Genomic DNA, 13137 nt, shown 5'->3' on the forward strand with positions numbered 1-13137 from the left:
GTCCTTGTCGACACCCGGTTCGCGAGCGGCAACGAGCTTAGCCTTGATCTCGGTGACAACGTCGATCGCGGCTTCCATGCCGGTGTAGGCGGTGTCGGTCTTGGCAGCGCCGAGGCCCAGGGCGTCGGAGACAGCCGAGAGAGCCTTGTTGTCCGAACGCATGGTAGTGGCGATCGACCAGTAGGCGGCGTTGTCCGAAGCCGAATCAACGCGGTAGCCGGAGGAAATGCGGTTCTGCGTCTTGTCGAGGCTCGAGTTGATCGAACGGAGGGTATCGAGAGCGGCCGTAGCGGCCGAGTTGGTCATGATGCTAGTCATTGGAGTGTCCCCTTGGAAACTGAATACGAGAGAGGGACATGCCGGGTTTTCGAACCGGCAGAGGTGGTCGACGTCATGTCAATTAATTGGTGCGTTAAATTAATCCGCCTCTGACGCCTAAGAAACAATACGGACTTTAACGTCGCCTGAAGGCAAATGGTTAAAAAAACGTTTTCGGAGCAGAAATCTGGCGAAAAGCACTAAATTCCATCAACACATTGATTTAATTAAATATATTCCACGATTCGGACAGAAGCCAGACGCAGGATGGTTAATCACTGCGTGCCGAAACGAGATCGCGTAGCCGTTGGCTACCCTCTCACTGCGACTGCAGGCGCAGATCAGGAGAACGAGCGCACAAGGCTGCCGACAAGAAGATTCCAGCCGTCGATGAGTACGAAGAACAGGATCTTGAACGGCAGAGAGATGGAGGTCGGCGGCAGCATCATCATACCCATCGCCATGGTAATCGTGGCAACGATCATATCGATGACGAGAAAGGGCAGGACAATCAGAAAGCCAATCTCGAAGCCACGGCGGATCTCCGACAGCATGAAGGCAGGCACCAGCACTCGATAATCGACCTTTTCGTCAACGATCGCATTCTGGCCACGCTCTTTGGCGAGATCCACAAAGAGCTTCAAGTCCTTGTCGCGGGTATTGGCCGTCATGAAGCCGCGGAAGGGCTCGGCGATTGACTGGACCGCCTGCGCCTCGGTCATGCGGTTTTCAAGAAGCGGCTGCACACCGTCTGTCCAGGCCCGGTCCATGGTCGGTGCCATGACATAGAAGGTCATGAACAACGCCAGACTGGTGAGGATCATGTTGGATGGCGTCGAGGAAAGCCCCATGCCGGACCGCAGGATCGAGAACGCGATCACGAAGCGCGGAAAGCTCGTGACCATGATGAGGATACCGGGCGCGACCGACAAAACGGTCAAAAGGCCGAACGTGCGAATGATCCAAGCCGCGACGGAACCGTCGATCGGAGCATTGAAGAGACTCGTTGGCAGTTGCTGGGCAACAGCCAGACCCGGCACCATCATCATAACGGCGGCAAGAAGGAAGAACCGAATCATTCGATTACAAAAGTCCTGAACATTACCTTCGATACGCGCCCTTCAGAGCGAAGGTCAACACGCTCCTGAATATCGTCCTTCAGATACTGGAAGCCGCGTGCCCCCTCGATCTGCTGCAAAGACACGGTCCGGAGATAGGCGAGGATGTCCTGATGGATATCCTCGGCGATTTTCACGTCCGGAGCACCGTTGAACATCAGTGCCACTTCGAGCCGTATCCAGTTCTCTGAGGGATAGGCGAGGTTGGTGGTGATCGGCTCAAGCTGAACGATGCCGTTCGCCTCGGTGGCGATATGCGGCAACCCCTCCTCCTTCTTGGCCTCGCCATGGCCGCCCGCCGCAGCCGCCTTCTCGGCCGCGGCAGCCTTGTTCTGGTCCTCGACTGCCTGGATCTTCGGCGAGATCAAGGTGCCAATCACCCAGCCCCCTGCTCCGCCGACGACCGTCAGAATGGCGATCGCGGCGATCAGCATCACGGTCCCCGACTTCTTCTTTGGCTCGGTGCCTTCGACCTGTTCCATATGTCCTGCCGTTCCTTACAGCTTGCCGGGTTGCGCGCGTCAAATCGGTGAGAAGAGGTCGACGACCTGCTGCCCGACTGGTGGCTGCTGTACTTCCGTCAAGCGGCCGCGGCCGCCATAGGAAATACGTGCCTCGGCGATCCGCTCGTAGGAGATCGTGTTGTCGGCATCGACATCCTGCGGGCGCACGATACCGGCAACATTGAGAATACGGATCTCATGATTGACGCGCACTTCCTGCGAACCGCTGATCAGGAGATTGCCATTCTCGAGGATGCCGGTGACGACAGCCGCGACGAGCAGCGTCAGTTTTTCCGAACGTGCGATCGTTCCCTTGCCAGCGGTGCTGGTGTCCGAGCCCGAGCTAAGATCGCCGGTAGTGACCGGCGGCTTGTAACCGAACAGATTAGCAGCTGTGGACCAGTTCATACCGCTTGAATTGGTGCGGCTGCGGTCAGTCGCATTGGCGAACGAGGCCTTGTCGTTGATCTGGATGTTGACCGTCAGAATGTCGCCGACATTGAGCGCACGTGCATCCTTGAACAAGGCCGCCTGACTGTCGCTCCACAACGAATATCCGCTGGCGACCGCGCGCGGCTGCTTCGGATAGAGCGCCATCTGCGGTGTCTGGCTGTAACGAAGGCCGCTGCCAATCGGGCTCATGGAAGGAGCGTTGCCGATTTCCTTCAGGGTCTGGCTCTCGCATCCGGCGAGCAGGAGCACGGCCAGCAGAGCCGGGGAACGCTTGATCATGACGGGTCCTTCGAAGTGTTCGGGTCGGCGGCACTCGACATGATGGCCGCAACCATGGCCGCCTTGCCGGCCTCCATCTCGCTGAGGATGAGGCTCGACTGGCGTGCCGGCAGTTTCATGATGATCGCGGCCGCAAGAATCGGATTGATCTCTTGCAACTGCGGCGCAGCAGCATCCGCCTTCATCTTCTTGTAAATCTCGACGAGATTGTCTTCCGCCTGCTTCATGAATTCATTGCGGCGGGTGAGCCAGTCCTCGTATTCTCCGCGGCGCTGCTCAAGCACGGCGATGCGCTGATCGACGTCGGCCTGGAGCTTCTCTAACTCCTGCTTCTGCAAGAGGTAGCGCTGGTCGCGCGCCGGTTCGGCAATATTGGTGCAGAACTGCTGGATCTCGGCCTGCGTCGCACTGTTGGGCGCCGGCTTCTGCTCCTGGGCGCTGCCTGATGCCAACGGCAGAAGCGCCACGCCGATAACCAAGGCCAAGCCGCGTATGCGGGATGAGAAGATCGATGAGGTCATGCTGGGCTTCATTGCAGTACTAGCTCCGCTTGCAGGGCGCCGGCAGACTTGATGCCTTGCAGGATAGCGATGATGCCGTCGGGCTTCACGCCGATATTGTTGAGGCCACTGACGAGTGTGCGCAGGTCCGGCCCCTCGACCATAGCGACCTTGCCGCCGGCCTTCTGAGCCACGATATCGGTCTGTAGCTGGACTGCTGTCTCACCCTTGGAGAAGGGCTGCGGCTGAATGATCTGCGGTGTCTCGGTGACCTGCACAGTAAGTGTTCCATAGCTGACGGCGACCTTCGACACACGAACCTCGGCCCCGATGACGATCGTTCCAGTGCGCTCGTTGATCACCACCTTGGCCGGTGAATCCGTCTCGACCGTGAGGTTTTCGATATCAGCCATCAGACGGGCGAGATCGGCCGTGCGCGGCTTCTCCACGATCACTTCCTGACTGTCGCGCGCCTCGGCGATCGGCGCGCCGAAAGCCGCACGAGCGAAAGCATTGACCGTATCGGCAATGCGGATCGACGTGGTAAAGTCCGGATTGCGCAACTGCAGAACGAGATTGACGGAATCCTTGAACTTCGAGGGCAACTCACGCTCGATGATCGCGCCATTCGGCACGCGGCCGGACGTTGTGATGCCCTCCTGAAGATTGGACGCCTGCCCCTGAGCATTGAAGCCGGAGACAATCACCGAGCCTTGTGCAACGGCATAGATCTGGCCGTCTGCGCCGGTGAGCGAGGTCATGACTAGGGTGCCGCCGCGCAGCGAGGTCGCGTCGCCGAGCGAGCTGACAGTCGCGTCGATCCGGCTGCCAGGACTGGAAAAGGGTGGCAGTGTCGCGGTCACCATGACGGCGGCGACGTTTTTGGCATTGGACTGACCGCCCTGCGTCGAGATGCCGAGGTTTTGCAGCATGGCGCGCATCGACTGGTCGGTAAACGGCGACGAACGCAGACTGTCGCCAGAGCCCTGCAGGCCAACGATCAGGCCATAGCCGATAAGCTGGTTGTCCCGGCCGGCCTGGAGCGAGGCGATGTCCTTGATGCGCGACCCAGCGGCTTGCGCGCCGACTTCGGGCCAAAGCAATGCGGCGAGAACAAGCATCGCGAAGCCGGGGAAACGGAAACTCTTCATTTCGCCATCACCTGTACTGTTCCGTCCGCCAGCACGGTCCCGGTGACGATGACACCAGAATCGAGATTGCGGACTTTGATGACATCTCCGACCAAGGCGTCGGAGAGCGGCGTGCCCGAGGCGGAGATCGTCATATTGCCAAGCGTGAAGGTCAGCCGGATATTGGCGCCGCGGTTGATCGCGTAGGGTGGCCTGAGGCTGGCGACGGGAATGGTACGCCCAGGAAGCAGCGTGCGCTTGGAGACCATGCCGTCGACCTCCGAGATCGACTTTGCATAGCCGCCCGCGAGGTTCGGATTGGTGACCTCTACCTCTTTGAGCTGCGCGGCCGACACGGTTTCGCCGGGGTAGATCGTCTGGGTCGCGACGACCGCAAAACCCTCCGCACAGGCTGCGCCCGGCGCGGCCCACAGGGCAGCGCCGACGGCCAATGCGGTTCCCGTGCTTACCAGATAACTCGCGATCCGGCGAAACGTCATGTTTGCCTGCCTCCGTGCTTACTTCAGATTCTTGCTGACGATCTGAGCCATTTCGTCGGCGGTCTGGATGACCTTAGAGTTCATTTCATAGGCGCGCTGGGCCGAGATCATGTCGGTGATCTCCTTTACGGAATCGACATTCGACGATTCGAGGTACCCCTGCTTGATATAGGCGAAGCCCGGATCTTCCGGAGCCGCCACGATCGCCTCGCCTGATGCGGCGGTTTCGGCGAACAGGTTGTCGCCTAGCGGCTTCAGACCGGCCTCGTTGGCGAAGTTGGCGATCGTCAGCTGGCCGACATCCGTATAGTCCGAGCTGTTGCCGATGCGAACCTGCACCTGCCCCGTCCGTGAGACGACGACTTCGCTGGCGTCCGAGGGGATGGTGATGGCCGGAACCACGGCATAGCCGTCAATCGTCACCAACTGACCATCAGCATTGGTGTTGAAAGCGCCGGAGCGGCTGTATTGCGTCGTGCCGTCCGCAGATTCGATCTGGAACCAACCACGACCGACGAGAGCCAGATCGAGTTCGTTCGAGGTCTGGGCGAGTTCACCCTGGGTGTGGATGTTGCGCACGGCAGCGGTCTGTACGCCGAGACCGATGTTCGCACCTTCAGGAACAATCGCCTGGTTGGCACGGTTGGCAACGCCCTGAGCGCGCTCGGTCTGGTAGAGCAGATCGGTAAACTCGGCACGGGCTCGCTTGTAACCCGTCGTGTTGATATTGGCGATGTTGTTGGCAATGACCTCAAGATTGGTCTGCTGGGCATCCATGCCGGTGGCTGCAATGGCGAGCGCTCTCATGTGTCAGTCCTTAATCCGCTAGATCTGCATCTTGGTAATTTCGAGATAGGCCGAGACGATCTTGTCGCGCAGGGCAATCGCCGTTTGCAGCGACTGTTCCGCCGCCATCACCGCATCGACGACTTCGCGCGTGCTGACTTTGCCTGTGATGCCATCGAAGGAGGCGGCTTCCGCCTGCTTGAGGTTGTTCACAGTCGAGTTCGCCATATCGCCGAGGACGCTGGCAAAGCTCATGCCCGTCATGCTGCCGGGGGTGGCGCCGACTGTCGTGGTCGTGGACGACGCCGCGTCGGTGGTGCCGAGGCCGGAGACCTTGGAGAGCGAGCCCAGATTCTGGATTTGATCAATCATTGCGAGGCCTTCAGGAGAGAAATGGTCTGGGACAGCAGCTCACGGGTCTGCTTGATGGTCTGGAGATTGGCTTCATAGGTGCGATTGGCTTCCCGCATATCGCCCATCTCGATCAGGATGTTGACGTTCGGCATCTTGACGACACCGTTCTCGTCGGCGGCCGGGTGGCCCGGCTCGTATTCCTCGATATAGTCGGAATCGTCGACACCGATCGATTTGACCTTGACCACATCCGTACCGCTGACGCGGTCGAGTTCACTCCCGAAGGTCACCGTCTTGCGGCGGTAGGGATCCGCGCCGGGGGTGTCTCCGGTCGAACGCGCATTGGCGATGTTCTCCGAAACGATGCGCAGGCGGGTGGACTGGGCTTCCAGTCCGCTGCCGGCGATCTTAAGGGCTGCACTCAATGGATCTGTCATTTTATCTCTTCACCGTCATCAGCATCATGCGATGGAAGGAAGCAACGAGGTTCGTATTGAGCTCGTGCTGTCGCTTGATTTCACCGGTCTTGGTCAGCTCCTCGGCGATCGAAACCGAATTGCCCGACTCCTGCATGCCGATTTCGTCGTTCAGCTCCGATTCCTTGATCTCAATGTCGTCGTCGCTGAGATCGTTCAACGCCATGTGATTGGGATTGGTCCGCGCCATCTGCGCCGTGGTCGTGGTGTCCAATACGGCGCTGAAAGGGGTTATATCCTTGGCCAGGTATTTCGGAGTGTTGGCGTTCGCAATATTGCTCGCCACGACCTCCTGACGTACAGATAGCCACTCGGCCTGCCTAGCAGCCAGTTCGAAAAGCTGGATGGGTTGCATGGACTTTTCTCCGCCATTTTCTGTCTCGAACCTAGAGCGGTAAACTTGCGTGGGACTTACGGAAGCGGCAGCCGGGAATTTCGCCTTGAGAATGCAAGAGGAGGCCGAAACCAGCCATGGCATTCAAAGATCGAATCGATGCCGGAGAGCGGCTCGCCGCCACTCTGGAAAGGTTTCGCGGACAGGATGTGGTGGTCATCGCCCTGCCCAGAGGCGGTGTCGACGTGGCGCTGCCTATCGCCCGCCACCTCGGCGCGCCAATGACCTTGCTGCTCGTGCGTAAGATTGGCCTGCCTACCCAACCCGAACTCGCCATGGGAGCGATCATCGACGGTGATCAACCGATCACCGTGCGGAACGAAAGCGTGATCGGCTTTTCGGCGGTCGATCAGGCGACTTTCGACGCTGCCGCGACTGAGGAACTCGCTGAGATCCATAGGCGTGAGGCACTCTATCTCGGCGGGCGTCGCCCGGTTCCGCTGGCAGGTCGGGTTGCGATCGTCGTCGACGACGGGATTGCCACCGGAGCGACCGTCAGGGCCGCCATCAAGGGGCTAAAGGCGAGGAACCCGGCCAGAATCGTTCTGGCCGTGCCCGTCGCCTCGGAGGAAGCGCTGGACATGCTCAGAGACGAAGTCGATGAGATCGTTGTGCTTGAAAGCCTGAGCGCGCTTGGCGCGATCGGCTTCAGCTATCGGCATTTTCCGCAACTGACTGACTCGGACGTGATCGCCGCGCTTGATGCGGCGGAAGCCGCGCTGAAGTCGCCGTGAACCTCACGGCGCCCTTTTCGCTTTTGTCGATCAATTGTTCTTGTAGACTTCACCGGTCGAGGTGACGATCACCCATTTACCGTCGCGCTGCTCAAGCGTGGCGACGCGGCTGTTGTCCGGCAGGATAGAGCCCACGCGGACCATATACATGCCAGAAGTGTCCTCGATGAGGGCTCGGCCATTGGCAACATGCAGGAGGCGGAAACCGCTTCGCCCCGGGAAGGGTTGGGCCTCGGGCATGTCCGCAGCCCCGGGCTTCTCCACACCAAGCTTGGAGACTGTGGCTGTAACCAGCGGATCGACCGAAGTCCCGGTCGTTTCCCCGCTGCTCTTGTTGTCGTTGTCGACCATGGCCAGGGGAGAAACGCTGAAGACGTTGCGGCCTGGTCCCTCTGGGAGGTCGCGGGTGCGCTCCCAGTCGGCGACACGCACACCGAACTTTTCTTCGTTGAAAAAGACATACCACGGGAAGAAGGCGGCCGCGCATGCGAGCGCCACTCCGGTCGCGCCGAGCACGCGATCGGTTATGGATGTGCGGCGGCGCGGCTTCGGCTTCAGCGGCGCTACTGGTTCGTCGGCGTCGAAATCGGTCACGGTCACCCTCTCGTTCTTCCAGCCCCGGCCGGCTGATTACCGCCTTGCGCAGCTTTCAACGCATTCGCCAGGTCTGCATAGGCATCGGCTGCCGGCTTTTCGCCGGGCGTCTGTTTCAGGACTTCATAGATCACCGGCACCTGTTTGATCGCCATGTCGAGGTCCGCATCGGTCCCCGGTCGATAGCCACCGATGAGGCGTAGGTCCCGGGTCTCCTCAAAGCGATGGATCAACGTCTTCAGCCGCGAAACCAGCTTCTCCTGCTCTCCGGTCCAGGCCTTGCGCGCCAGTCGCGAGATCGAGGAAAGCGGATTGATCGGCGGATAACGGCCCTCGTCTGCGAGACTGCGGTCAAGCACGATGTGACCATCGAGAATGCCGCGGGTCGAATCGGCAATCGGGTCGTTGTGATTGTCGCCATCGACGAGGATCGAGATGATGGCTGTGATCGTTCCGGTGCCTTCCTCTCCAGGGCCGGCACGCTCGAGCAGGCGCGGCAGCTCGGTGAAGACGGAGGCTGGATAGCCGCGCGCGATCGGCGGCTCACCGGCGGCGGTCGCCACTTCGCGGATTGCATGGGCAAAGCGGGTGACGCTATCGACAATAAAGAGGACATTTTCGCCGCGGTCGCGGAAGTGTTCGGCAATGGTCATGGCGGTCAATGGCGCCATCTTGCGCAACATCGGGCTCTCGTCGCTGGTCGCCACCACCGCAACGGACTTGGCCATGTTCGGACCGAGTGTATCCTCGATGAATTCGCGCACCTCACGGCCACGCTCGCCAACCAACGAAATGACTACTTTGTCAAAGGCGTCGGCGCGCGCCAGCATCGACAGAAGCGTCGACTTGCCGACGCCGGAGCCGGCGAAGATGCCGAGACGCTGGCCAAGGCAGAGCGGTGAAAAGAGATCGATTGCGCGCACGCCGGTGCGAAAGCCCTGCTCAACGCGGCGACGCGTCATCGAAGGAGGAGCGCTGTTGGAGATAGAGCGACGGACCGCACCCGGATGCAAGGGGGGGCCACCGTCAATCGGATCACCGAGTGCATCAATGGTGCGACCACACCAGCTGTCATCGGGAGCGATACGGAAGGCACCCTTGCGGATCACCACATCATGGATGCCGATCGGTTCACCCGGCTCGATCGGGCAGACATAGGCGAGGTCCGGCTCGACCCGGACGACCTCTCCAAGATGGATGCCGGAGCGGCTGCGGTGGGCGACGAATTCACCGAGGCGCAAATGGCGTGACAATCCCGACACCGTATAGTGGCCAGCGGCGATCGTGCGGACATGGCCGCCATGAGTGACGGAATAATCCGGATTGGCATAGCGGGCGGCAAGCCCGGCCATCTGGGTCAACTTGGGGGACAGCGCAGGCATCTGGGACATCTCTTCCGCCATGTCTTGAGGAATGGACGTTCAGGATCAGCTGGAGCCGCCTAGAACCTTGATCGCGTCACTGAGGGAGCTTTCGCTGTCACGCATCAGCGAGCTTATGCTTTCGAACGCGCGATTAACCTGTATGAGCTGGGTCATCTCGCCGATGCCGTTGACATTAGAATTCTCCAGGTAACCCTGCATGATGGCTACCTCGGCGTTATCCACGACCGGTTTCGGCTGGTCCACCATGGAAACCCCGCTGTTTTCGAAGCGAACGAAACCCTTGGTAATGTCGGCTGAGAAGAGGCCGATAGTCGCCACCTGACGGTCATCCTGAACGATCTTGCCGTCTGCGCCAACTGTTGGCGGACCACCGGCGCGGTTCAGTTGGATCGGAGCGCCACCGGCATCGAGAACCGGATAGCCTTGCACGGAGACCAGTTCGCCGGTTTCCTTCATGGTGAAACGACCATCACGGGTCAGCACCTGGCCAACCGGCGTATTGATGGCGAACCAGGCATCTCCCTTGACTGCGAAATCAAGCGTGTTGCCGGTCTGCGAGAGTTCGCCGTTCCTGGTCGACAGGTAGTCGTTACCCTGATTGACGAAGGCGATCTTCGCGTTGATGTCGTTCTGCGTCTTACTCAGCACTTGGTCAAACTTGACGTCCGTGGCACGGAAGCCAACGGTGTTCACGTTGGCCATGTTGTCGGCAATCGTGGTCAGGCGGCGTTCGAGCGCCATCTGCGAGGAAAGCGAGACGTATAATCCGGATTGCACTTAGCTGCCTCCGAGCTTTAGAGAATTAATAGAGATGAGAAGGTCCGGCGAAATACCGTGACCTGACGAGGATCCGAAGACCGCAAGCGGATCGTAGTTGTCCGAGGGGTTTCCAATTTCCCACATCGCGGTGAAACGCTCCAGGAACTTGCCGGTCTTCTCGGGGTCCTGGAAGTCCTCGATATCGAGCACCCGCTTGAGGTAACTCGCCTGCTGGTCAATGTCCGATGCAGCGAATTCGTCTGGCAGCTGCAACGCGGTGCGAACCACCTGGGAGAGCGCATCGTCGGCGAGAATGTCCATAGCGGAAGTAATCTTCGAGCTATTGCGCTCGAAATAGAGCGCGAGACGAACGCCGGTATTGTCGTTTCCGGCCTCCTGCTCCAGCGCCTCGTGCATGTAGAGGTCGACCACGCCCTGTTGAGCCTTGTCGAAGGAGGTCGCGGCTGCGCCCTGAGCCTCAAAGTTAAGGGAGGTGGCAAGATTGGCATAACGACTGTCGGTCAACTGGTTGGCGAACGCCTTGTCACTTGAGACGCCTTCCGTCAGGACCTTGCGGATAAAGGCCTTGGCATAGGCCATGTCCTCCAGTCCGTGCGCTTTCAGCGCGTAATTATAAAGACGGGTATCGGCCATGAATTCGTCGACGGACTTGATGTCGCCGATCTTCGACAAATAGTATTCGGTTTCGCGCGCCACCTCCGGTTCCTTGGCGACGCGCTCGATCGATTTGTCGATGTTCTGCGTAATCTGTCGGTAGCTCGTGTAAGTCGTCGTCACGGTCGTTGCGCCTTTCGATATGGACAATCGGAAAATGCGTCCGTTATCGCTCTTCATGCGGCAAAAGGCTTGCGCGAAGCTGTCTGTAGGTTCACGAGTCGTAAAGGCGCGGGGTTCAGCCTCACGCAAGGCAAGGTCCGTAACCCTTGACGTGATAAACAACGTTTAGGTTCGGGCACAAAATGAATATCATCATCGGATTTGTGATCACCCTCGGCTGTATCCTCGGCGGGTTCATGGCTATGGGCGGCCACCTCAACGTGCTTGTGCAGCCTTTCGAGCTCATGATCATCGGCGGGGCTGGCCTCGGCGGCTTCATCATGGCCAACCCGATGAAGGTCGTAAAAGACTCAGGCAAGGCGCTCGCCGAAGCCTTCAAGCACTCGGTTCCCAAGGAACGGGCTTATCTTGATGTACTCGGTGTGCTCTATTCGCTGATGCGCGACCTGAGAACGAAATCGCGTAACGAGATCGAAGCCCATATCGACAATCCCGATGAATCGACGATCTTCCAAGCGGCTCCTTCGGTTCTGAAGAACCAGGAACTGAGGTCATTCATCTGCGACTACGTCCGCCTCATCATTATCGGCAATGCCCGTAGCCACGAAATCGAGGCGCTGATGGACGAGGAAATCAATACGATCCTCTACGACAAGATGAAGCCTTATCACGCGATCACGGCCATGGGCGATTCCTTCCCGGCGATCGGTATCGTGGCGGCCGTTCTCGGCGTTATCAAGGCGATGGGCAAGATCAACGAATCGCCGGAGGTTCTCGGCGGCCTGATCGGCGCGGCACTCGTCGGCACCATGCTCGGCATCTTCCTGTCCTACTCGGTCTGCAACCCGCTGATCTCCCAGATCAAGGTCGTCCGCACGAAACAGCATCGTCTTTACATCATCGTCAAACAGACCCTGCTCGCCTACATGAATGGCTCCGTTCCGCAGGTCGCGCTCGAATACGGACGCAAAACCATTTCCGCCTACGAGCGTCCGTCGATCGACGCCGTTGAACAGGAAATGATGAACCCGGGCGGTGAGAACAAGGCGGCATGACGATGACCGAACTCAAGACCAAATCCGACCCCGCCATGGACCGCGCGCTCCTTGCCCGCCTGACAGGCGCACTGGGTGACAAGGCAACCATCGCCAAGCTCTGCTCGGATTTCTGTGACCTTTATACTGAATTTCTGCCGGACATATTCCACAGCGAAACCGGGTTGACGATCGAAGTCGCATATTCCGGCCACGAGACCGGCCTGATGAGCGAGCTCGTCGCGGGACTCGGCGACAATGTCGTGCTGGCCGACACGCAATTGCGCAACTGGTCCCCGCACTTCATTCTCGCCTGCGACAACAGCTTCGTCATCACCTTGATGGAGAACCTGCTGGGCGCTCTTCCCGAGACGATCGAGGAGCCCATTCACAGGCCACTGTCGCGCATTGAGCTCGACCTTTCCTCCATGGTTTTCGACAAGATCGCCAATGTTCTGCGCTCTGGCGTCAATGCGGCCGGCGGCTTCGAACCGCTGATCGAGAAACCTCACAATGCGGAGGATCGCGGCAAGCCGGAGACCGACCACGTCGACGAATTCGCAGCAGCCATCAAGATGCGCATCGATCTCGGAACGGTGTCTTCGGAATTCTATCTTATCGTGCCACAAAAAGCGCTGTTGAAGACAGTGGTGACGGTGCCGAGATCAAAGAACCAAATGTCACGCAACAAGAAGGAATGGGCAGAGCAGATCGCTGAGCAGGTGCGCCGCTCCCAGATCACACTCGAAGCCAGGGTCCGTCTGCAAACGCTGACGCTGAACACCATTTCCCGCCTCGTCGCGGGCGATGTCATCCCCTTCCGGGACAAGAGCGATGTCATGGTCGACGTGAGCGCCAACGGCAAGGACATGTACCGCTGCGAATTCGGGCGTGCCGGCGAGCACTATACGGTGCGCGTCAAGGACAATGTCAGCAGCGAAGACGAGATACTGAAACATTTGATGGGCTAAGCCGACCCGACCTGCTGTGGCGGCACGGCAGGTTGAGGCAAGTTTCAACGG

The 13137-nt window shown here is 59.4% G+C and carries 18 protein-coding genes; 3 read left to right on the top strand and 15 right to left on the bottom strand.

Annotated elements, in window-relative coordinates; translation table 11 throughout:
• The 11 genes from RNA01_RS01840 to flgB all read right to left on the bottom strand — a co-directional run.
• A partial coding sequence (locus tag RNA01_RS01840; protein WP_443092643.1) for a flagellin N-terminal helical domain-containing protein occupies positions 1–318 on the bottom strand: 318 nt, incomplete at its 3' end.
• A 341-nt stretch (positions 319–659) separates the two neighbouring features.
• Positions 660–1397 (bottom strand): flagellar type III secretion system pore protein FliP, encoded by a 738-nt coding sequence (gene fliP, locus RNA01_RS01845; RefSeq protein WP_147178260.1) that lies wholly within the window; start codon positions 1395–1397, stop codon positions 660–662.
• Positions 1394–1918 carry a flagellar basal body-associated FliL family protein gene (locus tag RNA01_RS01850; RefSeq protein ID WP_147178261.1) on the bottom strand — a complete coding sequence of 175 codons (525 nt, stop codon included), beginning with the start codon at positions 1916–1918 and terminating at the stop codon, positions 1394–1396. Before RNA01_RS01850 ends, fliP begins: the two co-directional genes overlap by 4 nt.
• Positions 1919–1957: 39 nt before the next feature.
• Positions 1958–2671, bottom strand: a complete 714-nt coding sequence (gene flgH / locus RNA01_RS01855) for a flagellar basal body L-ring protein FlgH (protein WP_147178262.1) — start codon at positions 2669–2671, stop codon at positions 1958–1960.
• Complete coding sequence (locus RNA01_RS01860) at positions 2668–3192, bottom strand: MotE family protein (protein ID WP_235916368.1); 525 nt, start codon at positions 3190–3192, stop codon at positions 2668–2670. The genes flgH and RNA01_RS01860 overlap by 4 nt, the downstream gene beginning before the upstream one ends.
• A gap of 8 nt (positions 3193–3200) precedes the next feature.
• Entirely contained in the window at positions 3201–4292 is a 1092-nt protein-coding gene (locus tag RNA01_RS01865; RefSeq protein WP_371864041.1) for a flagellar basal body P-ring protein FlgI, read from the bottom strand.
• 26 nt (positions 4293–4318) lie between these two features.
• Complete coding sequence (gene flgA / locus RNA01_RS01870) at positions 4319–4801, bottom strand: flagellar basal body P-ring formation chaperone FlgA (protein ID WP_147178265.1); 483 nt, start codon at positions 4799–4801, stop codon at positions 4319–4321.
• An 18-nt stretch (positions 4802–4819) separates the two neighbouring features.
• Positions 4820–5608, bottom strand: coding sequence for a flagellar basal-body rod protein FlgG (gene flgG / locus RNA01_RS01875; RefSeq protein ID WP_147178266.1), 789 nt, complete (start codon positions 5606–5608; stop codon positions 4820–4822).
• 18 nt (positions 5609–5626) lie between these two features.
• Positions 5627–5959: a flagellar hook-basal body complex protein FliE gene (fliE, locus tag RNA01_RS01880; protein ID WP_147178267.1), complete on the bottom strand. Its 333-nt coding sequence runs from the start codon at positions 5957–5959 to the stop codon at positions 5627–5629.
• Positions 5956–6378 carry a flagellar basal body rod protein FlgC gene (gene flgC / locus RNA01_RS01885; protein WP_147178268.1) on the bottom strand — a complete coding sequence of 141 codons (423 nt, stop codon included), beginning with the start codon at positions 6376–6378 and terminating at the stop codon, positions 5956–5958. Before flgC ends, fliE begins: the two co-directional genes overlap by 4 nt.
• A gap of 1 nt (position 6379) precedes the next feature.
• On the bottom strand, positions 6380–6772 hold the full coding sequence (gene flgB / locus RNA01_RS01890) for a flagellar basal body rod protein FlgB (protein WP_147178269.1): 393 nt from the start codon (positions 6770–6772) through the stop codon (positions 6380–6382).
• Between the two features lie 116 nt (positions 6773–6888).
• Here flgB and RNA01_RS01895 point away from each other — a divergent pair, with 116 nt between their 5' ends.
• Positions 6889–7545, top strand: coding sequence for a phosphoribosyltransferase (locus tag RNA01_RS01895; protein ID WP_147178270.1), 657 nt, complete (start codon positions 6889–6891; stop codon positions 7543–7545).
• Positions 7546–7575: 30 nt separating this feature from the next.
• Here the strand turns inward: RNA01_RS01895 and RNA01_RS01900 are convergent, their stop codons facing one another.
• Genes RNA01_RS01900 through RNA01_RS01915 form a run of 4 tightly spaced genes read right to left on the bottom strand, consistent with a single transcriptional unit; the run spans position 7576 to position 11081 of the window.
• A complete protein-coding gene (locus RNA01_RS01900) occupies positions 7576–8139 on the bottom strand; it encodes a flagellar protein (protein ID WP_147178271.1) in 564 nt (187 codons plus the stop codon).
• A 2-nt stretch (positions 8140–8141) separates the two neighbouring features.
• Positions 8142–9542 carry a flagellar protein export ATPase FliI gene (gene fliI, locus RNA01_RS01905; protein WP_147178272.1) on the bottom strand — a complete coding sequence of 467 codons (1401 nt, stop codon included), beginning with the start codon at positions 9540–9542 and terminating at the stop codon, positions 8142–8144.
• Between the two features lie 24 nt (positions 9543–9566).
• Positions 9567–10301, bottom strand: coding sequence for a flagellar basal-body rod protein FlgF (gene flgF / locus RNA01_RS01910; protein WP_147178273.1), 735 nt, complete (start codon positions 10299–10301; stop codon positions 9567–9569).
• Positions 10302–11081, bottom strand: a complete 780-nt coding sequence (locus RNA01_RS01915; protein WP_147178274.1) for a DUF1217 domain-containing protein — start codon at positions 11079–11081, stop codon at positions 10302–10304.
• A gap of 182 nt (positions 11082–11263) precedes the next feature.
• Here RNA01_RS01915 and motA point away from each other — a divergent pair, with 182 nt between their 5' ends.
• Together motA and RNA01_RS01925 are read left to right on the top strand one after the other, a co-directional pair.
• Positions 11264–12136, top strand: a complete 873-nt coding sequence (motA, locus tag RNA01_RS01920; protein ID WP_147178275.1) for a flagellar motor stator protein MotA — start codon at positions 11264–11266, stop codon at positions 12134–12136.
• Positions 12133–13086, top strand: coding sequence for a FliM/FliN family flagellar motor switch protein (locus RNA01_RS01925; protein WP_147178276.1), 954 nt, complete (start codon positions 12133–12135; stop codon positions 13084–13086). The genes motA and RNA01_RS01925 overlap by 4 nt, the downstream gene beginning before the upstream one ends.
• Positions 13087–13137 lie beyond the last annotated feature (51 nt).

This window comes from Paenirhizobium naphthalenivorans, assembly GCF_007992095.1.
GTDB classification, from domain to species: domain Bacteria; phylum Pseudomonadota; class Alphaproteobacteria; order Rhizobiales; family Rhizobiaceae; genus Allorhizobium; species Allorhizobium naphthalenivorans.